Origin of the sequence: Pelagimonas sp. (genome assembly GCF_050633425.1) — a bacterium.
Classification (GTDB): domain Bacteria; phylum Pseudomonadota; class Alphaproteobacteria; order Rhodobacterales; family Rhodobacteraceae; genus Pelagimonas.
In genome coordinates, this window is the sequence record NZ_JBOEGM010000004.1 from 143,840 (window position 1) to 164,205 (window position 20,366).

Genomic DNA, 20,366 nt, shown 5'->3' on the forward strand with positions numbered 1-20,366 from the left:
ATCGTCCTCGCAGGCGTCATATCAGACAGGCATGCGAGGAGAATGCCTCACAACCATTCAGGAATGGTATCGCGATTTATCATTTCGTCAAAGGTCGGGCGTGGGCGAATAACCGCGAATTGATCGCCATTGACCAAAACTTCGGGGATAAGCGGCCGTGTATTGTATTCACTGGCCATCACCGCCCCATATGCGCCGGCACTGCGAAATGCGACCAAGTCGCCGGCAACAAGCGGCGGCATCTGGCGTTGCTTGGCAAATGTGTCACCACTTTCGCAAACAGGTCCAACAATATCATAGGGTTGTGGTTCAAGCCCAACCTGAGGCTCCACCACCGGAATAATGTCATGATAGGCTTCATACATGGCCGGGCGGATCAAATCGTTCATCGCCCCGTCCAGAATCAAGAAATCGCGCCCTTCACCGTTTTTCAGATAAATCACTTTGGTGACCAAAATTCCGGCATTGCCTGCGATCAAACGCCCCGGTTCAATCTCGATCTCACAGCCCAAATGGCCAACCGTGCGCTGAATCAGCTTGCCATAATCGGTCGGAAGAGGCGGCGCTTCGTTGCTGCGCGCATAAGGAATCCCCAATCCCCCCCCCAGATCAAGCCGCGTGATCTCATGTCCATCGGCCCGAAGCGCCTCCGTCAGATCGGCCACCTTGGCATAGGCCAATTCAAACGGTTCCAACTGCGTCAGCTGGCTGCCGATATGCACATCAATGCCAACCACTTTGATGCCCGGCAACGCCGCCGCCTGCGCATAGACGTCGCGGGCTCGGGCAATCGGAATGCCGAATTTATTCTCACTTTTGCCGGTCGCAATTTTGGCGTGGGTTTTGGCATCCACATCCGGGTTGACCCGAATGGCGATCTTGGCTTCGACACCCATCGCTGTTGCCATCTGCGAAATCGCAGCCATCTCTGGTTCGCTCTCGACATTAAACTGCCTGATCTGCGCCGCCAGAGCCGCCCGAATTTCATCTGCTGTTTTACCGACACCAGAAAAGACAATCCGCTCACCGGGAACGCCCGCCGCCAAGGCCCGCGCCAACTCCCCGCCCGAAACCACATCCATACCGGCACCTTCTGCGGCCAATGTCCGCAAAATCGCTTGGTTGCTGGCGGCTTTCATCGCATAGCAAACAAGATGCGGCCCCCAATCAAGCGCCTCATCAAACAGGTGGAAATGTCGGGTCAGAGTCGCTGTCGAATACAGGTAAAACGGCGTGCCCACTTGCGCGGCAATTTCCTTGACCGGCACATCCTCGGCCCACAACGCCCCTTCGCGATAAAGAAAATGATCCACGCCCGTCTCCTGTCCTGCAGCCGTTCCCGCTTAGCGCATCCCAAAAGGTGAAAAAACCCTTGGTTTTCTTCTTTCCGAAAATATCCCCGCGGCAGGCTCCGACCGTAACGCAAAAGCCCCGGCTCACTAGGAACCGGGGCTACTCACTTTTTTGGCAATCTTACTGGGTTGTGTCTTCGCCCGGTCGTATCGGCGCGCCATCTGCGCCACATCCGGCGAGGCTGCAGGCCGACAGGGCCAACAGCGCCACAATCATTACTGTCTTCATTTAAGCACCTCCTTCCAGCGGGTCACTTGTTCGCGCACCCGCGCTGGGGCTGTGCCACCATAACTCATCCGCGAAGCAACCGATTTATGCACCGTCAGAACGTCAAAAATCCCGTCGGTGATCGCCGAATTTTCCGCCTGCATGTCTTCGAGGCTAAGGTCCGGCAGGTCGCAGCCTTTGGATTCAGCCAAGGCGACAAGCGCGCCCGTCACATGGTGCGCATCCCGAAAGGGTAGCCCAGTTTCGCGTACCAGCCAATCGGCAAGATCCGTCGCGGTTGAGAATCCCGCCGATGCCGCCCCTTCAAGTGAGGCGCGGTTGCCGGTCATATCCTTGACCATGCCTTCCATCGCCGCCAAGGCCAGCATCCAGTTGTCCGCCGCGTCAAAGACCTGCTCTTTGTCTTCCTGCATGTCCTTGGAATAGGCCAGCGGAAGGCCCTTCATCACCATCATCAGCGCAACATTGGCCCCGAAGATCCGCCCAATCTTCGCGCGGATCAGTTCCGCCGCATCGGGGTTTTTCTTTTGTGGCATGATGCTTGACCCGGTGCTGAACCGGTCCGACAAGGTGACAAAGCGGAACTGCGCGCTTGACCAGATCACCAATTCCTCAGCGAAGCGGCTCAGGTGCATGGCCGAAATCGACGCCACCGATAGGAATTCAATCGCGAAATCCCGCGCCGAAACCGCATCCAATGAATTGGCCATCGGACGATCAAAGCCCAGCGCCTCCGCCGTCATATGTCGATCAATCGGGAAACCAGTGCCCGCAAGCGCCGCCGCCCCCAAAGGCGATTCGTTCATACGTTTGCGGGCATCGCGCACGCGGGAAAGATCGCGCGCGAACATCTCAACATAGGCCATCATGTGATGCCCCCATGTCACCGGCTGCGCGGTTTGCAGGTGGGTAAAGCCCGGCATCACCCAGTCCGCCCCCGCCTCAGCCTGATCCACCAGCGCGGAAATCAGGGCGAGCAGACCCTTTTCCGCCGCATCCAGTTGATCCCGCACCCAAAGGCGGAAATCTGTCGCAACCTGATCATTTCGCGAACGTCCAGTGTGCAAACGCCCCGCCGGTTCGCCAATCAGCACCTTCAAACGCGCTTCGACGTTCATATGAATGTCTTCAAGCGCGGTTGAAAATTCAAACGTTCCGTTCTCGATCTCTGACAAGACCGTGAGCAAGCCTTCCCGAATGGCCTTTGCATCGCTATCACTAATAATGCCTTGCGCGGCCAACATGGCGGCGTGGGCCCTTGAACCGGCGATATCCTGTGCCGCCATCCGCTGATCGTATCCGATCGAGGCGTTGATCGCCTCCATGATCGCATCCGGCCCGGCGGCAAAGCGGCCGCCCCACATCTGGTTTGAGGAAGTATCCGACATGAGCTGTCCTTCGGAGGAAATATGAAAAATCTGGGTCTTGCGTTGCTGTATACTGCGACGATGGCGCTTGCAAATCCTGGCTTCGCTGATGTGGCGGCTGCGACCGCCGCGCGGACCGGCGATATGAAGAAATTGATCCTTCATTCCGAGCCAAAAACCCGCGAGATGGCCGACTTTATGACCTTTGAAGGGGAACCATTGAACCTATCCGATTGGCAGGGAAAATGGCTTGTGGTGAATTTCTGGGCCACATGGTGCGCACCCTGTCGCAAGGAAATGCCCATGCTCTCCGAGCTTCAGACCGAAATGGGCAGCGATACATTTGAGGTCATCACCATCGCGACCTCGCGCAATCCACCCCCGGCGATGAAGGCCTTCTTTGAGGATATCGGCGTCACCAACCTGCCGCTGCACCGCGATCCGAAATCGAAATTGTCGCGCGGCATGGGGGTTTTAGGCCTGCCTGCGACGGTCATTCTTGACCCAGATGGCAACGAAGTTGGCCGCATGACAGGCGATGCCGATTGGTCGTCTAACAGCGCCAAAGCCGTGTTGGCGGCGCTGATGGGGCCCGCAGAATAGACCCGCTGGGCATACGACCTAGAAACTCTATCTTCAAACCCGTCCCGGAACACCCGTTTAAAATGGGTGACGGGACGGCTTTGACATATCACGATTTATTCTTGGCTTTCTTGCCGGCTTGAACAGGCCGATCGGCGTGTTTGCCGCCTGAACTGTTGAACGCTTGATACCAAGCCGGCTTTTGCGCTGGGTTCGCACCGGCGCGTTTTACCTTGGGTTTCTTCGATTTGGGCATTGTCCGTCCTTTTCAATTCCGCACAGACATAGAAGGAACACCTCGGGATTGATACAGCTACCTTTTCACCGGGAAGGTCGCCGAGCAATGCAGGCCATTTTGCAGGGCCGAAAACACGACGGGGTGACCCGATGGCCACCCCGTTTCTCTGAGAGAGAGAGAGAGAGAGAGAGAGAGAGAGAGAGATTACCTAGAGGCGATCATCACACGCCGAGTACGCGTACGTCGCTTGATCTTGCCTTTTTTGATGCGGCCTTTGGCCAAGTCCAAGCTGTCCTGCGACCGCCATGTGTCTGGCGTCAAACGATCCACGACAGCCACCGGGGCTACGATCTCAGCCGAGTTTCCTGCCCGCCCTGGAATGTCTGCAACTGCCATGGAAGAGGCAAAGGACAGGGATAGGACAGTGAAAACAATGCGCATTCGTGCAACTTTCGATCATGGGCCCCCACCCAATGGTTAATAGAATTGGGCGAAACTGCGGCGCAGCGCAACGGTTTTTTGCCACATTCGCCCTATTGAACACTCGACCCAAAACAATCAGACGCTTCGATTGAACTTGTTTGCCAACGGGCAACAATCACTCCGCAATTTTCGCCCATTTTCAAGCCTTTGGCTCGAATCACGCCCCGGATTCGTGCGAAAACCCAGATCAGGCCGACCAAATCGAGCACCCTCGTCACCGTTGCCGACACGTTCCTGACGCCACGACCTCTTTGACAGCCGCCTCCAAGCCCAAGACACTCCTCTCAAGGAGGACCCATGCCGCTCACCATTCTCATCGCTCTTGTCGTCATCGGCATCGCAGGCATTGCGGTGCTGACTTACTGGCTTGGCCTGTCGCGCCCGAAAACCTTTGCCAGCGACAGTGATGTTCGCGCGGCGTGGTTCCGCGAATTCTCGGACATACCCGTCACGCATGTCACCCTGTGCCAATCCGGCAATGGCGCGCTTGTCCAAACGCCCAACGGCCCCGGCCTCGTTTGGGCGATGGGCGTTGACAGCACCGCGCGTTTTTTGACCGGCGCGTCGCTCAGTGCGACCGACACCGGCATGCGTATTGATCTTCCCGATTACAGCGCCCCGCATGTCACCCTACGCCTGACACCCACCGAAATCACCCAATGGACAGGCCAAATCGGAGCCGCAATATGAGCGATCTTAGGTATCCTGACGTAGTGCAACTTGCCGTGCCGTTCTTTATCGCCGCGATTCTGGCCGAGTTGCTCTGGATCCACACCCAAAAGCGCGGCGGCCGCTATGAAACCCGTGATGCGGTCACATCGCTGATTATGGGGGCTGGCAATGTGGCCTCTGGCATCGCGCTTGGCTTTATTGCGTGGGGGTTCTTTACGGTTCTGTGGGAGATCACCCCCCTCAACCTTGGTAGCTCCCTTGCCGTGCTCATCCTCTGCTTTGTTCTGGACGACCTGCGCTATTATTGGGTGCATCGGTTTGGTCATCGGGTTCGCTGGGTCTGGGCCAGCCATGTGAACCACCACTCCAGCCAGCATTACAACCTCACCACGGCGCTGCGCCAAACATGGACCTATACGTTTACCTTTATGATGGTGGTGCGCGCGCCGCTGATCCTGATCGGGTTTCACCCGGCCATGGTGCTATTCTGCGGCGGGTTGAACCTTGTCTATCAATTCTGGATTCACACCGAAGCCATCGGCAAAATGCCCCGCTGGTTTGAAACCATCATGAATACGCCCAGCCATCACCGCGTTCATCATGGTCGCAATCCGCGCTATCTCGACTGCAACTATGCCGGTGTCTTTATTATATGGGACAAGATGTTTGGCACCTTTGTCCCCGAACAAGACGATGAAAAGGTCGATTACGGCCTTGTGCATAACCTCGGCACCTTTAACCCGATCCGCGTGGCGTTTCACGAATGGGTCGGCATTTGGAAGGATGTGACCCAACCCGGCATCACATGGTATGATCGTTGGATGTATTGCGTCGCGCCCCCCGGCTGGTCCCATGACGGGTCACGCGACACATCTGAGGCGATCAAAGCCAAGCATCTGGCAAAACACCCTCAAGACGGCGGAACGGCAGGGTTTTCGTGACACCGGGAAGGTAAAATGGACTACGATCTTTGTCTGCGTTCGGCGTTACTAGACTTAGAAAGCTGGGCTATTGTCCTGACCGGGTTTACAGTTTCCGTCTTTTTGATGCGATTTGAGAAGAGGGCTTTTGCTGTCACCTGCTTTCTCACCACTCTCGTGCTGGCAACAAGTTGGGCCTATTTTTACTATGAACTGAACTGCGTCGAACACCGCTACTCTTGAAGAGGCAGACACCCCCCCTGAACGCCCAGAATTATCATCGGTAAGGCATTCCTGTCTTCCGCCCGTTAACTAATTGAGGCACGATCCACTCTAGGCGGCTCTTGCGAATTATTCGCAACAGAACCCTTGTAACGAACCCGTGATGATCCCATATTGATTGTATACCAATGAATACACAACCAGTCCGATAGGAAACCATGTTCGATCAATTGCTTTCGAACGGGTTTATCCCGTTCACTATTTCGCTTGCTATTTTGTTTGGCCTCATGGGGCTGGAACTTGTCTTTGCTTTGCTTGGCGGCACACTTTTAGGTGCGGGTGGCGATGCGGATGGGCCTGATATCGACGGTCCTGATATCGACGGGCTTGATATAGATGGCCCCGACATCGACATTGGTGATTTAGACATTGATCTGGACGGGATCGACGTTTCAGAACTGGAACTGCCTAGCTTTACGGATGTTGAGATCGACACCGAGACCCCGGATGGGGCCAGCCAAACCGGCGGTATCGCCGCCTGGCTTGGGTTTGGCAAAATGCCAACATTGATCTGGCTCGCTTCGGTGCTCATGGCCTTTGGCGTGACGGGCGTTGTGGTGCAAAACGCGGTCATTGGTATCTTTGGCAGTCCTGCGCCAGCTTGGACCGTCGCCCTGCCATCAGGTCTGGCAGCGGTCTTTTTCGCACGGCATTTTGGCGCGCTCTTTGCCCGCCTGATCCCGAAAACCGAAACCGAAGCCTTGTCCGAACGCCATCTTGGCCGCCGTCAAGGTATCATCACCCAAGGTACCGCCGCGCGCGGACGTCCCGCCGAAGTGCGTGTGACGGATCGCTACGGCAACTATCAGTACCTGCGCGCGGAACCCCTGCGCGACGATGCGCAAATCACACAAGGCTCCAATGTTCTTGTCCTGCGTCATCGGTATGACGGCGGCTACCTCCTCGTAGATCTGCCTACAGAAAAATAAATTATTCAACGAGTTAGGAGACAACATGGATTTACCCATCCTTCTTTTCCTGGTCGGCGCAGTCCTCGCCTTCCTTATCGTCATCGGCCTTGTATTGGGCCGCCTCTATCGCCGCGCCACCCGCGAAGTCAGCCTTGTCAAAACCGGTGCAGGCGGCAAACGTGTCATCATGGATGGCGGCGTGATCGTCGTGCCGTTGCTGCACGAAGTCAGCCCGGTCAACATGAAAACCCTGCGTCTTGAAGTGTCGCGCGAAGCCGAAGCCGCTTTGATCACCAAAGACCGGATGCGCGTTGATGTTGGCGTCGAATTCTACGTGTCGGTTCAGCCCACCGACGAAGGCATCGCCCGCGCGGCGCAAACCCTTGGCGATCGCACCTTTGACGTGGAACAGCTTCGCGAAATGATCGAAGGCAAGCTGATCGACGGCCTGCGCGCTGTGGCTGCCCAAATGACCATGGACGAACTGCATGAAAACCGCGCTGATTTTGTGCAAGAAGTGCAAAACGCCGTGTCCGAAGATCTGACCAAAAACGGTTTGTCGCTCGAAGCTGTGTCCTTGACCGCATTGGACCAAACCCCCTTCGAAGCACTGGATGAAAACAACGCCTTTAACGCCGTTGGTATGCGCAAACTGGCCGAAGTCATCGCGACCTCGAAAAAGGAACGCGCCCAGATTGATGCGGATGCTCAGGTTGCGGTGCGTCGTGCCGAAATGGAAGCAGAACGTCAGAGCCTTTTGATCCGCCAGGACGAAGAACAAGCGCGGATCGAGCAGCAGCAGCAAATTGAAACGATGAAAGCCGCGCAAGAGGCCGAAATCGCGGCCCGTATGGAAGATTCGGTTCGCGAAACCGAACGCTCACGGATTGCGCGGGAAGAATCCATTCGTGCTGCCGACATTAACCGCGAGCGCAACATTCGCGATGCTGAAATCGCCAAGGAACGCGCTGTTCAAGAGGCCGAGATCGCCAAAGAGCGTGAGCTTGAGGTCGCCAATCAAGAGCGTCAGATCATTATCGCGCAAAAGTCCGAAGAAGAAAGCCGCGCCCGTGCCTCAGCTGATTTGGCCCGTGCAGAAGCCACAAAGGCAACGGAATCGGTGACAACCGCCAAACAGGTGGCCGAAGCCGAACGTCAAAAGCAGGTTGCCTTGATTGAGGCCACCCGTGAAGCGGAGCAAGAAGCGACCAAGATCCGTCTTGCCGCTGCCGCTGAAAAAGACGCGGCCCAAGACCGGGCCGATGCCCGCCGCGAAGAAGCCCAAGCCGAAGCCGATGCGCTAACCATCCGCGCCGAAGCCAAGAAGAAAGACATGCTGGCCGAAGCCGAGGGTAAACGCGCAATCACCGACGCCGAAAATGCTCTGAGCGCCGAACTGATTGCCATGAAAGTCGATCTGGCCCGTCTTGAAGCGATGCCCAAAGTGCTGGCCGAAGCTGTTAAACCGGCCGAGAAAATCGACTCGATCCGTATTCATCAGGTTGGCGGCCTAAATGGGGCCACCGGCAGTGGCTCGGGAAACGGAGCGGGCGGTGACAAGCCACCAGTGAACCAAGCTCTTGATTCCATTATGGGAATGGCTGTGCAAATGCCCGCGTTGAAAAAGCTGGGCGAAGACTTGGGGCTTTCAATGGACGGAACAGTGTCGGGCCTGTTAGGGGAAGCGCCTGAAAAAGACGCACCCGAAACAGCCGAGACCGACGATAAACCTGAGCCGACGGCTTAACAAACAGGGCGGGGAATATCCCCGCCCTTTTTTACAAACCGGGTTGCCCCGAAAACCCCTCAAACCCGTCCGTGGTCTCGGTCAGATCGGCCTCGTAATGGTCGATGAGCGGCATCACCAAATGCTCAATCTGCGTGTTCCAAACTGGCCCATTATAAAACCCGTCTTTTATCCTCTCTCGGTCTTCCAACGTTGGAAACGCACGCATCCAATGCACTTTGTCAGCGTTTTCCAAATCCCGCAGAGGGCCAAAAACCAGCATTCCCGCATCGCGCAGAGCGGCGCGGTTTGCACGTTCAAAGAATGCGATGAATTCTTCCCGACGGCCGGGTTTGAGCGTGTAATGACGGATTTCAACAATCATGATCAGGCCTAGTTAAACCCTTTATTTACAATACGATCCGCTGCGATAGCTCGCCGTATCAAAATGGAAATGATCTTTGTGATGCCGATCTGAATTTGGCCCCAGAACAGTGCCAAAAGGACCGCATGCCGCGCTGTGCATTTTGCTCAGGGCCTTGCCCTTTTTGCCGCGGCCCCAGTCATTCAGAACTGATATTTCCGATCCATCGGCCAGTTGTACTGCGGCAATATCAATCGCTTTGCCGCGTCCGTGTTCGGAAATCCGGCCGCCCGGTTGGTTGTTGCGGGTTCGGCATGCGTAATGCGCCACGACGCGCAGGCCCGATACACCGCCGCCCTGTTTCCCGACTGCGGGAACCGCCCCGTTTTGCAACCATGTTTTCAGTGCCTTGGCGGTTTCACAATTGATCGTTGCCGCTTGGCTCAGACGCACATTTCCCACCGATTGAAGTCGAACTGCGTTGTCCAATCCACATCCAGAAATGCGGCCCGGAACATTGCCCACGATTTCGCCGACCAATGCGGGATCGCCGCACAAACCGCCGCCTTCGGGCGTGCTTTCGCTCGAAAAGGCGCGGTTCAGATAGCCGCGCACCCCGTCCAAATCGCTTTGTTCCTTGGGCGCTTTTTCACGCCCGCCGCCGCAAGCGCTCAGCGCTAGCAGCACACATCCAACAGTTACCCAAGTCTTCACCGATCCACCTTTGCGCGACCAAAATCAGGAGCATCTGTATCCTGTCCGGCCTCAAGGATGCCACGTCGGATTGCGCGGGTATGGGTGAAATAGGCGTGAAGCTGCTCACCATCGCCGGTACGAATGGCGCGTTGAAGGGCCATCAGCTCTTCGGTGAAACGCCCCAGAACTTCGATTGTGGCGTCCTTGTTTGTGAGGAAAACATCCCGCCACATGGTTGGATCCGATGCCGCAATCCGGGTGAAATCGCGAAAACCGGCGGCGGAAAACTTGATGACTTCTTTGTCAGAGACCCGGCGCAAATCGTCAGCGACACCGACCATCGTATAGGCGATCAGGTGCGGAATATGGCTCACCACGGCACAGACCATGTCATGGTGCTCGACTTCCATCCGCTCTGTGTTGGCACCAAGGGTTTTCCAATAGGTTTCAACACGTTGTATTGCGGCCTCATCGCCGCCTTCCTCTGGCACGATCAGGCACCATCGGTTATCAAACAAGGAGGCAAAGCCTGAATCCGGGCCCGAGTGTTCAGTGCCGGCCATGGGGTGGGTTGGCACAAAATGCACCCCGTCGGGCAAATGCGGCTTGATCGCGTCAATCACAGTGCGCTTGACCGAGCCAACCTCAGACACCGTCGCGCCGGGTTTCAGCACCGGAGCAATTTGCTGCATCACCGGCCCCATCGCGCCCACGGGCACGGCGAGCACAATCAAATCGGCGTCTTTGACCGCCTCTTCGGCGCTGTCGCAGACCCTGTCACACAACCCAAGCCGCCGCGCGGTTTCGCGGGTTTGTTCAGATCGCGCATAGCCGGTGACGTGGCAGTCCATCCCGGCACGTTTCATCGCCCAAAACATCGACGACGCAATCAGGCCGAGACCGATCAAGGCAACCCGTTGATAGGGCGCGCTCATCTCGCGCCGGCCTTAAACTGCCCCACGGCATGGGCAACCTGACGGCAAGCCGGTTCATCGCCGACGGTGATCCGAAGGCAATTGGGCAAGCCATATCCACCAACTTGACGCACAATCAAACCCTGCGTTTGGAGGTAGGCATCGCAGGCCTGCGCCTCTTCGGGGTTGCCAAAACGCGCCAGCACAAAGTTTGCCGTTGAGGTGTCGCATTGCACGCCATGTTCGGCCAATGCTTCGGACAACCACGCCCGCAAACGGGTGTTTTCATTGCGGCATTTCTCGGCGTACGCCGTATCGCGCACCGAGGCTTCGGCCGCTGCCAAAGCTGTGTTTGACACGTTGAAAGGGCCGCGCACGCGGTTGAGCACGTCAATGATTTCACGCGGTCCATAGCCCCATCCGATCCGCAATCCTCCCAAGCCGTAAAGCTTGGAAAACGTCCGGGTGATCACAACGTTGTCGCGCATTTGCGACAATTTCGCGCCACCGTCATAGCCGTCGACATATTCGGCATAGGCACCGTCCAGAACCAGCAAGGCTTGTTCGGGAATGCCCGCAGCCAGACGTTCGATTTCAGCCATGCCAATCATGGTGCCGGTGGGATTGTTGGGGTTGGCGATGAACACAAGTTTGGTGTTTTCCGTGCAACCTTCCAGGATCGCATCAACATCGGTCACCCGGTCGCGTTCCTTGACCACCACAGGGGTTGCCCCCGAGGCCAGCGCGCAGATCCGATACATGGCAAACCCGTGCTCCGTATACACAACTTCGGCCCCCGGCCCACCGTAGGCCTGGCACAGGAAGGTGATAATTTCATCCGATCCGGCACCGCAAATGATGTTGTCGGCGTTCAGACCGTGCACGTCGGCCAAGGCGGTGCGCAGTTCAATGTGATCAGACGACGGGTAGCGATGCAATTCGTGAATGCAACGTTCCACAGCCTTTTGCGCGGCTGGGCTAGGCCCAAACGGATTTTCGTTTGAGCTTAGCTTGATCACATTCGAAACCCCATCGAGATGCGCCTTGCCCCCGACATAAAGGTCGATGTCCATGATACCAGATTTTGGCGTGATCTTGGTCATATCGGTCTCCTGTTAGAAACGTGCTTACCTTTGTGCGCGACGCATGAAAAGTCGCAATACCTTGGCGTGATGTCACAAGGGTCGATTATGACCAAAATGCCGATAGATTATGAAACGACGGAGCGCGCACCAAGGCAAAGTTGACAGCTGTCAACCCTGTAAGTCATTGAAATAGTGTCGTTAAAATTGTGTTGCGCGACCGTCCCGCGCAACACCCTGTTCTGACGCAGCTTTAAACCACCACATCCATCGCGGTCTGATCACCCACACCAAACACCCGCTTGTACCGCGCGATTTCTTCGGCTGGGCCCATGGCTTTGTTGGGATTGTCCGACAGTTTGACGGTGGGGCTTCCATTGGCCTTGATCGCTTTGCAAACCAGACTGAAGGGCGCAAGGCCATCATCCGGGGCAAGACCACGAAAATCGTTGGTAAGCAAAGTTCCCCAGCCAAAGGACACGCGGACACGACCGGCAAACTGCTGATAAAGCTCTAAAATCTTGGTTTCATCAAGACCGTCAGAGAAAATCACCAGCTTCTTGGTCGGGTCTTCACCACGGGATTTCCACCAGTTGATCGCGACTTCTGCACCCGTCGCGGGATCGCCGCTATCAATGCGCATTCCGGTCCAGCCAGCGAGATAATCCGGCGCGTTTCTCAAGAAACCTTCTGTGCCATAGGTGTCGGGCAGGATAATGCGCAAATTGCCATCATGCTCTTCGTGCCAATCGGCCAAAACATCATAGGGGGCCTGAGCCAAAGCGGCGTCATCGCCGGCCAAAGCGGCGTAAACCATCGGCAATTCATGGGCATTTGTGCCAATCGCCTCAAGATCGCGGTTCTTGGCAATCAGACAGTTGGAGGTGCCAACAAAGCTTTCGCCAAGCCCGGCCCCCATCGCCTGAACACACCAATCTTGCCACAAGAAACTATGGCGCCGACGGGTGCCAAAATCAGCGATGCGCAGCTCGGGGACATGGCGGAGTTTCTCAACCTTTTCCCAAAGCTTGGTCATGGCGCGCGCATAGAGGATCTGAAGCTCAAACCGGCCCATCTGGTTCAAAACCGCCCGGCCGCGCAGCTCCATCAACACTGCCAAAGCTGGGATTTCCCACAGCATCACTTCGGGCCACGTGCCTTCGAAGGTCAGCTCATATTGATCGCCAACGCGTTCCAGATGATAGGCAGGCAGGCGCACGTTTTCGAACCATTCGACAAAATCCGGCCGAAACATCTGGCGCTTGCCGTAAAAGGTATTGCCGCGCAGCCACGTGCTTTCGCCCCGTGACAGCGACAGGGAGCGGATGTGATCCAACTGTTCGCGCAATTCGCCTTCGTCGATCAAATTGGCCAAAGGCACGTTTTTCGATCGGTTGATAAGGCTGAAGGTCACCTGCGTGTCGCGATTATTGCGAAACACCGATTGGCACATCAGCAGCTTGTAAAAATCCGTATCAATGAGGGACCGGACGATCGGGTCGATCTTCCATTTATGGTTCCAAACACGGGTAGGAATATCGGTCATCGCAAAGGTTCCTGAGTCATTGCGTGGGGTTAGACCATGTTTGAAAGCCATTGTGAAGGTGGCGGAAAAAGGCGGCTAAACCGGCACCTGGGTGGCGTGTTTGACCCGGCTCAGCGCAAAGATCGAGTTGGTGGCCGACACGCTGTCATGTTCGAGAACCCGACGCATGAGAATTTGTTCGAAATCCCCCATGTCACGCACCAGCAAATGCAACAGGTAATCCCATTCCCCAGAGATCGAATACACCTCAACGATGGTTGGTTCGAGCTCCATCGCGCGTTTGAATTCGGCCCGCGATGCGGCGTCTTGCGCCTTGATACGGACCTGACAAAACACGTCCATTTTACGCCCCACGCAAGCCGGGTCGACCAAGCGGATATGCGGCCCCAAAACGCCACTCTCTTCGAGCGCCTTGATCCGGCGCCAGCAGGTGGCCGACGAGGTATTAGCCTGTTGCGCAAGATCAGCCATCGACATGGACGCGTCGCGCTGAAGCAGATCGAGGAGACGTTTGTCGAGATCAGAGAGGTGAGGCGTTTCGTTCATGAAGAGCAGATTACCGAACGGATCACATCAAAATCAATCACTTCTTAAGGCAGTATGAACAGCCCACTCTGATTTTCTGGGTAAACTTTCCCAACGCGCGGGCACCCAGCCCTTTGAACGGACTTCAGAGGACGACATGACAGACCAAACTCCGATCTTAAAAGACTATGAGCTTACGGACCGATATACGCAGACAACAGGCCGGGTTTTTCTCACTGGGACACAGGCAATCGTGCGCATTGCGCTAGATCAGGCCCGGCGCGATCAGGCCAAGGGATTGGACACGCGCGGCTATGTATCGGGCTATCGCGGGTCGCCGGTGGGCGGGATTGATCTTGAAATTGGTCGCAATGCCAAGTTGGTTGCTGAGGCCGGGGTCGTTTTTTTACCCGCAGTGAACGAAGAATTTGGGGCGACCCAGATGATCGGCACCCAGCAGGTCGAAACCGACCCGGACAAGGATGTCGACGCGGTATTTGGCCTTTGGTACGGCAAGGGTCCGGGGGTGGATCGGGCGGCGGATGCGCTGAAGCACGGCAACGCCTATGGTGCCTCGCCCAGAGGGGGCGTTTTGGTTGTGGCGGGGGATGATCACGGCTGTGTCTCGTCCTCCATGCCGCATCAATCCGACGTCGCCTTTATGAATTTTTTCATGCCGACCGTGAACCCCGCCAATGTTGCCGAATTCCTGCCCTTTGCCGAATGGGGCTATGCGCTGTCACGATTTTCCGGGATGTGGGTTGGATTTAAGGCGATTTCCGAAACAGTCGAAAGCGGGATGTCCTTTGAACTTTCCCCTGATCGAACGTTTGTCACACCCGCGTATACGCCGCCTGGGGATGGGTTGCATTACCGCTGGCCCGACCTGCCGGGGCCGCAAATCGAAGAGCGGATGGAAGCCAAAAAGGACGCTGTTCTCGCCTTTGCCCGCGCCAATCCGATTGATCGGGTCGAATGGGGCCATGAGGACGCCCGGTTTGGGATTGTGACGACCGGCAAAGCGCATCTGGATGTGCTGGAAGCGCTGAGATTGCTGGGGATTGATGAGGCCGGGGCGCGTGCCTTGGGCGTGGATATATATAAGGTCGGTATGGTTTGGCCCTTGGAAGATGTCGGCGCGCTGAGCTTTGCCAGTGGCAAGCAAGAGCTGTTGGTGATCGAGGAAAAACGCGGGATCATTGAGAGCCAGCTCAAGGAATATTTCTACGATTTCCCCGGCCAGAAGCCTGAGCGCATGGTCGGAAAACGCGACGAACGGGGCGCGCGTCTGATCCCTTGGACACATGAGCTTGGCGCGGTGATGCTTGCCAAAATTATCGCGGCACGGCTGGATTTGAACTTTGGACTGCAACTGTCGGCCAAGGCCGACCGCATCGTGCCCGCCCCGAATGTGATTGCGGTCGACGGGGCCGCGCGCACGCCGTATTTCTGTTCGGGTTGCCCACATAACACATCGACCAAAGTGCCCGACGGATCGCAAGCCATGGCCGGGATCGGTTGCCATTTCATGGCAAGCTGGATGGACCGCAACACGACATCTTTGATCCAGATGGGCGGCGAAGGTGTGAACTGGGTCGCGCGCTCAAAGTTCAATGGAAACAAGCACGTCTTCCAAAATTTGGGCGAAGGAACGTATTACCATTCCGGGTCTTTAGCCGTCCGACAAGCCATCGCGGCAGGCACCAATATCACCTATAAAATCCTGTTCAACGACGCGGTTGCGATGACCGGGGGGCAGACCGTCGATGGGCCGATTGACGTGCAAGGCATCGCCAAATCCATGGTCGCCGAGGGCGCGGTCAAGGTGGTGGTTGTGTCGGACCATCCAGAGCAATTCAAACGCGCAGACTTCCCAACCGGGGTTGAGATTTTGCACCGCTCGGAAATGGATCGCATCCAACGGGAGCTACGAGAGATCCCCGGCACGACGGTCTTGATCTACCAACAGACCTGCGCCACAGAAAAGCGCCGTCTGCGCAAGCGTGGCAAGCTCGAAGACCCCAAGAGGTTTGCGGTGATCAACCCGCTGGTGTGCGAAGGCTGCGGCGACTGCGGGGTTGAGTCGAATTGCCTGAGTGTTGAGCCGCTTGAAACGGAATTTGGCCGCAAGCGTCAGATCAACCTCAATTCCTGTAACAAAGATTTCACCTGTGTAAACGGGTTCTGCCCAAGCTTTGTGACCGTCGAAGGGGCCACCCTGAAAAAACCGAGCACCGAGGGCAACAATGAGGCCTTTGAAACGCTCAAAACGGGTTTGGCCCCCCCTGTTTTGCCACGCCTCGATACGCCTTATGATATTCTCGTGACCGGGGTCGGCGGCACCGGGGTTGTGACCGTTGGCCAGCTTATTGCCATGGCTGCAAATCTTGAAAACAAGGGCACCAGTGTGCTGGATTTCATGGGGTTTGCGCAGAAATTTGGGCCGGTTTTGTCGTATATCCGCATGGGAAAAACCGAAGCAGAGGTGAATCAAGCGCGCACCGAACCTAGTTCGGCGGATGCGCTGATCGGCTGCGACCTGGTGGTCAGCTCCTCTCCCAAGGCCTCGGCCACTTATCGCAAGGGGCACACAAAGGCGGTGGTAAATACGGCGTTGATGCCAACCGGAGATTTCACCCGCAATCGCGATGCAGACCTGCGGGCGGGTGACCGATTGACCCGGATTGCCGATGGTGTTGACGGATCGGCGCTGCGGTCGCTGGATGCCAACGCTCTGTCGCAGGCGCTTATGGGCGACACGGTTTACGCAAATGTTTTGATGCTCGGTGCAGCGTGGCAGGCCGGGCTTGTTCCGCTGAGTGAGGCGGCGCTGATGCGGGCAATTGAGCTAAACGGCGTGAAGCCGGACCAAAACAAAGACGCGTTTACATGGGGGCGGATTTTTATTGCTGCGCCTGATCAAGTTGCCCGGATCGCCGATTTGCCAAACGCGCCGGTTGTGTCGCTTGATGAAATGATCGCGCGCCGCGCCGATTTTTTGACCGACTATCAAGATGCAAAATGGGCCCAAGAGTATCGCCAAACCATCGCCACTGTTATCGAGGCAGAGGCGCAAGTCACTGGTCGTGCAGGAATTTTATCTGAGGCTGCGGCCAAGGGGTTGTTCAAGCTAATGTCCTATAAGGACGAATATGAGGTCGCGCGACTGCATTTGGAAACCGGGTTTCTGGACGGTTTGGCGCAACGGTTTGAGGGCGATTTCACCGTCAAACATCATCTCGCCCCGCCGTTATTATCGGGAAAACGGGATGCGCGCGGCAGGCCGGTGAAACGCGCGTTTGGGCCGTGGGTTCGGGTCGGATTCAAAGCCCTGGCGCGGATGAAATTCCTGCGGGGTGGGGCGTTTGATGTGTTTGGACGCACAGCGGAACGTCGGATGGAACGCGCGTTGATCGCCGACTATCGCGACCTTTTGCAGCGCCTGACAAAGGGGCTTTGCCTCGATAACCATGTGGAGGCCGCCCGGATTGCCGGGCTGGTGATGGATATTCGCGGGTTTGGCCCGGTCAAGGAGGAGGCCGCGACCAAGGTGGCCAATCAGACCGCAAACGCGATCAAGGCATTTGAGGAGGCGTAATGTCGGAGACGATCAAGGTTGAGGATCATGGGATTTGGGTGGAAATCACCCTGAACCGGCCGGAAAAGTTAAACAGTTTCAATGAGGAAATGCATCTTGCGCTGCGGGCGACGCTTGAGGCTGCGCGTGACGATGGCAAACGGGCGGTGCTGTTGACGGGCGCGGGCCGCGGGTTTTGCGCCGGGCAGGATTTGGGGGATCGTGACCCGTCAAAGATGCAGCGCAAACCCGATCTGAGCAAAACCGTGCGCGATTTTTATGCGCCTCTGGTGCGGCTGATCCGTGGCCTGAAACTTCCTGTCGTTTGTGCCGTGAATGGGGTCGCGGCGGGGGCCGGGGCCAATCTGGCACTGGCATGTGACATTGTTCTGGCCGGTCACGGAGCCAAGTTTATTCAGTCTTTTTCGAAGGTTGGTCTCATTCCTGACACCGGTGGCAGCTGGCATCTGCCGCATTTGATTGGCGAAGCGCGAGCCAAAGGATTGGCGATGACGGCGATGCCGCTCCCGGCGCAAAAGGCTGCGGATTGGGGGTTGATTTGGCAGGCCTACCCCGATGCTGAGCTGATGGACGAGGCGCGGGCGTTGACCGCACAGCTGGCCAATGGGCCAACCCTCGGCATGGGGTTGACCAAGTTTTGCATCCAAGAGGCGGCCACCGCGAGCTTGAGCGACCATCTGGAAACGGAGGCCGACGCGATGAAAACCTGCGGCGAAAGCGATGATTACGCCGAGGGTGTGTCTTCGTTCCTGCAAAAGCGCGCAGCTGTGTTCAAAGGCCACTAACCCCGCAAGACAAGCCGCGCACCCTTTTCGGTTCAGGCTTCGTAAAGTTCGAGCGGGAGGTCATCTGGATCGGCAAAAAAGGTGAACCGCGCGCCGGTGAATTCATCGGTGCGGATCGGTTCAACAGGGACATTTCGGGCGGTCAAATGGGTGATGGCAGCGTCCAAGTCATCAACCGCAAAGGCAAGATGGCGCAACCCTTGCGCCTCAGGGCGCGACGGACGCCGCGGCGGGTTTTCAAACGAAAACAGCTCAATCTGGCCGCCATCCGGCAGGGCAAGGTCGAGCTTCCAACTGTTGCGGTCTGCACGATGGTTTTCCGCTAAAACGGTCAGGCCGAGCGTCTCAACATAGAATGTCTTGGACCGGTTGTAGTCACTGCAAATGATGGCGGCGTGGTGAATGCGTTTTAACATGAAGACCCCGGTTTTGCGTCCAACCTAGTGATAAACATAACGGCTGCAACGAAAAACCGGGCGCGAAGGCCCGGTTGATCCCGCTGGTTCTGGTCCAGTCAATCAGTGGCTGGTGCCCTCTTCGAAGGTGATTTTGTTCCAGACATTGTATTTGCCGGACGGCTTGCGCATTGGCAGGCGTTTGACGATTTCCAGAGTTTCGGCATCATAAATCAACACCTCACCATCTTCTTCCCAAACCGACACCAAGGCGTGGCTGCCATCTTTGGTAAACTCCACATGGGCGACGGTGGCACCGGGCACGGGGCGCATGGATTTGACGATCTCAAGGGTGTCTTTGTCGATGATATGCATCACGTCTTTGTTCGGCCCAAAGAACACATCCGCCCAGACATATTTGGAGTTTTTATGACTGCGCATAAAGAATCCGGGGCCTTGGGTTGGGATGGTTTTGACGGTTTTCCATGTGTCCATGTCGATCACCGAAATGGTCGCGTCTTTGAGATGCGGAGTGGCCATGACCGTCGTGTCGCCATGCCTCCAGGTGATGCCAGACCCCAGATGCGGCATGCCCGCCAGCGCGAGGTCGGCCACTTTTTGACCAATGACGAGGTCGATTACCAGACCGTCTTCGCCTTTGCGCGAAGCCCCCATGACGTATTCATAGGTCTGATCAAAGAAGAAATCATCGAGGTAATCGGGCGTGGTGATTTTGCGGATTGGAAAGGGGGTTTCTTGGGGCACGGGCCCTTCGATTTTCCAATCATGGGCCAGACCACCGGCGAAATAATTCAGGTCCGGGTGTTTGCTATAGGACACTTCCCAAATTTCCGGCACATCCTTGAGCGCAAGGACAAAGCTTTCGCGTGGCGGTGCTTGGTAGACGGCCGAGACACGGCTGGGCGTGCCATCTTTCCCCTTGATTTCATGCACTTCGGCAACGCTCAGGTCAGCGGTTGATAGGATCGTCAACGTGTTGGGAAGGTAATTCGCAACAGCGAGCCATTGGCCATCGCCGCTCATGGCGATGTTACGGCTGTTGAGGCCAGCGCGCACACGCCCCACCTGTTTCAACGCCCAGATATCGTATTTCTGCACCCAACCGTCACGGGACATGATGAAAACAAAGCGACCGTTGGGATCAAATTTCGGCCCCCCATGCACCGCAAAAGGCGTGGCAAAACGGTCAAGAACGTCAAACGTATCGCCATCCAAAACGCTGACGTGGTGATCACCTGTTTCCACCACAAGGGTGATGTTCATCGGATCAGACGACCAGATCGGCGCATCAACCGAAACGTAGTCGTCATCCATGACCCGGCTGGCCATAATCTCATCCTCGCCCCAAGGCGGCACGGTGTCGAGCGGGGTTTTGAGGTAGGCGGCAAGTTCGGCGATGCGCTCCGAGCTAAGTTCTTGCGCAAAGGCTGGCATTTGCGTGGTGACGCGCCCATCGCGGATCACGGCCTCAACCTTTGGGCCGCGCATCCGTTTGAGCGTTTGCGGAATCAACGCCGGGCCGGTGCCGCCAAGACGGTTGGCGTCGTGGCAATCTGAGCAAAACTCAGCATAATCGGCGCGCGGGTCCGCTTGGGCGATGCCAGTCAGGGATAACGTGGCCGCCAGAGCGAGGGTCAAGGTACGGATCATGATCATATCCTTTTACAGACCAGTTAAG

The 20,366-nt window shown here is 56.6% G+C and carries 20 protein-coding genes; 8 read left to right on the forward strand and 12 right to left on the reverse strand.

Features of this window, described 5'->3' with window-relative positions:
• Window positions 1–47 precede the first annotated feature (47 nt).
• Entirely contained in the window at window positions 48–1,313 is a 1,266-nt protein-coding gene (gene lysA, locus ACRBB0_RS02610) for a diaminopimelate decarboxylase (protein WP_431372839.1), read from the reverse strand.
• Between the two features lie 264 nt (window positions 1,314–1,577).
• Complete coding sequence (gene argH / locus ACRBB0_RS02615; protein WP_431372840.1) at window positions 1,578–2,969, reverse strand: argininosuccinate lyase; 1,392 nt, start codon at window positions 2,967–2,969, stop codon at window positions 1,578–1,580.
• A 21-nt stretch (window positions 2,970–2,990) separates the two neighbouring features.
• Here argH and ACRBB0_RS02620 point away from each other — a divergent pair, with 21 nt between their 5' ends.
• Window positions 2,991–3,551 carry a TlpA disulfide reductase family protein gene (locus ACRBB0_RS02620; RefSeq protein WP_431372841.1) on the forward strand — a complete coding sequence of 187 codons (561 nt, stop codon included), beginning with the start codon at window positions 2,991–2,993 and terminating at the stop codon, window positions 3,549–3,551.
• Between the two features lie 88 nt (window positions 3,552–3,639).
• Here ACRBB0_RS02620 and ACRBB0_RS02625 read toward each other — a convergent pair whose 3' ends face one another.
• Entirely contained in the window at window positions 3,640–3,786 is a 147-nt protein-coding gene (locus tag ACRBB0_RS02625; RefSeq protein ID WP_299921759.1) for a hypothetical protein, read from the reverse strand.
• Between the two features lie 186 nt (window positions 3,787–3,972).
• Window positions 3,973–4,209, reverse strand: coding sequence for a hypothetical protein (locus ACRBB0_RS02630; RefSeq protein WP_431372842.1), 237 nt, complete (start codon window positions 4,207–4,209; stop codon window positions 3,973–3,975).
• A gap of 339 nt (window positions 4,210–4,548) precedes the next feature.
• On the opposite strand from ACRBB0_RS02630, the gene ACRBB0_RS02635 reads away from it, so the two are divergent.
• The 5 genes from ACRBB0_RS02635 (at window position 4,549) to ACRBB0_RS02655 (ending at window position 8,783) form a co-directional block, all read left to right on the forward strand.
• Entirely contained in the window at window positions 4,549–4,941 is a 393-nt protein-coding gene (locus ACRBB0_RS02635) for a hypothetical protein (protein WP_431372843.1), read from the forward strand.
• The gene (locus tag ACRBB0_RS02640; RefSeq protein WP_431372844.1) at window positions 4,938–5,864 is read left to right on the forward strand and encodes a sterol desaturase family protein; all 927 of its coding nucleotides are present in this window, start codon (window positions 4,938–4,940) and stop codon (window positions 5,862–5,864) included. The genes ACRBB0_RS02635 and ACRBB0_RS02640 overlap by 4 nt, the downstream gene beginning before the upstream one ends.
• A 15-nt stretch (window positions 5,865–5,879) precedes the next feature.
• Window positions 5,880–6,086, forward strand: a complete 207-nt coding sequence (locus ACRBB0_RS02645) for a hypothetical protein (protein WP_431372845.1) — start codon at window positions 5,880–5,882, stop codon at window positions 6,084–6,086.
• Window positions 6,087–6,283: 197 nt separating this feature from the next.
• On the forward strand, window positions 6,284–7,054 hold the full coding sequence (locus ACRBB0_RS02650) for an OB-fold-containig protein (protein WP_431372846.1): 771 nt from the start codon (window positions 6,284–6,286) through the stop codon (window positions 7,052–7,054).
• Window positions 7,055–7,079: 25 nt separating this feature from the next.
• Window positions 7,080–8,783, forward strand: coding sequence for a flotillin family protein (locus ACRBB0_RS02655; protein WP_431372847.1), 1,704 nt, complete (start codon window positions 7,080–7,082; stop codon window positions 8,781–8,783).
• A 31-nt stretch (window positions 8,784–8,814) separates the two neighbouring features.
• Here the strand turns inward: ACRBB0_RS02655 and ACRBB0_RS02660 are convergent, their stop codons facing one another.
• From ACRBB0_RS02660 to ACRBB0_RS02685, 6 genes are all read right to left on the reverse strand, one after another.
• Entirely contained in the window at window positions 8,815–9,147 is a 333-nt protein-coding gene (locus ACRBB0_RS02660) for a putative quinol monooxygenase (RefSeq protein ID WP_431372848.1), read from the reverse strand.
• Window positions 9,148–9,168: 21 nt separating this feature from the next.
• Window positions 9,169–9,840, reverse strand: a complete 672-nt coding sequence (locus ACRBB0_RS02665; RefSeq protein WP_431372849.1) for an extensin family protein — start codon at window positions 9,838–9,840, stop codon at window positions 9,169–9,171.
• Window positions 9,837–10,757, reverse strand: coding sequence for a prephenate/arogenate dehydrogenase family protein (locus tag ACRBB0_RS02670; protein WP_431372850.1), 921 nt, complete (start codon window positions 10,755–10,757; stop codon window positions 9,837–9,839). Before ACRBB0_RS02670 ends, ACRBB0_RS02665 begins: the two co-directional genes overlap by 4 nt.
• Entirely contained in the window at window positions 10,754–11,839 is a 1,086-nt protein-coding gene (hisC, locus tag ACRBB0_RS02675; protein ID WP_431372851.1) for a histidinol-phosphate transaminase, read from the reverse strand. Before hisC ends, ACRBB0_RS02670 begins: the two co-directional genes overlap by 4 nt.
• A gap of 232 nt (window positions 11,840–12,071) precedes the next feature.
• Window positions 12,072–13,364 carry a nicotinate phosphoribosyltransferase gene (pncB, locus tag ACRBB0_RS02680; RefSeq protein WP_431372852.1) on the reverse strand — a complete coding sequence of 431 codons (1,293 nt, stop codon included), beginning with the start codon at window positions 13,362–13,364 and terminating at the stop codon, window positions 12,072–12,074.
• Between the two features lie 75 nt (window positions 13,365–13,439).
• The gene (locus ACRBB0_RS02685) at window positions 13,440–13,910 is read right to left on the reverse strand and encodes an Lrp/AsnC family transcriptional regulator (RefSeq protein WP_431372853.1); all 471 of its coding nucleotides are present in this window, start codon (window positions 13,908–13,910) and stop codon (window positions 13,440–13,442) included.
• 136 nt (window positions 13,911–14,046) lie between these two features.
• On the opposite strand from ACRBB0_RS02685, the gene ACRBB0_RS02690 reads away from it, so the two are divergent.
• Together ACRBB0_RS02690 and paaG are read left to right on the forward strand one after the other, a co-directional pair.
• Window positions 14,047–17,487, forward strand: coding sequence for an indolepyruvate ferredoxin oxidoreductase family protein (locus ACRBB0_RS02690; RefSeq protein WP_431372854.1), 3,441 nt, complete (start codon window positions 14,047–14,049; stop codon window positions 17,485–17,487).
• Window positions 17,487–18,272 carry a 2-(1,2-epoxy-1,2-dihydrophenyl)acetyl-CoA isomerase PaaG gene (gene paaG, locus ACRBB0_RS02695; protein ID WP_431372855.1) on the forward strand — a complete coding sequence of 262 codons (786 nt, stop codon included), beginning with the start codon at window positions 17,487–17,489 and terminating at the stop codon, window positions 18,270–18,272. Before ACRBB0_RS02690 ends, paaG begins: the two co-directional genes overlap by 1 nt.
• 32 nt (window positions 18,273–18,304) lie before the next feature.
• Here paaG and gloA2 read toward each other — a convergent pair whose 3' ends face one another.
• The gene (gloA2, locus tag ACRBB0_RS02700; protein ID WP_431372856.1) at window positions 18,305–18,688 is read right to left on the reverse strand and encodes an SMU1112c/YaeR family gloxylase I-like metalloprotein; all 384 of its coding nucleotides are present in this window, start codon (window positions 18,686–18,688) and stop codon (window positions 18,305–18,307) included.
• 102 nt (window positions 18,689–18,790) lie between these two features.
• On the reverse strand, window positions 18,791–20,338 hold the full coding sequence (locus tag ACRBB0_RS02705) for a cytochrome D1 domain-containing protein (RefSeq protein WP_431372857.1): 1,548 nt from the start codon (window positions 20,336–20,338) through the stop codon (window positions 18,791–18,793).
• Between the last annotated feature and the right edge of the window lie 28 nt (window positions 20,339–20,366).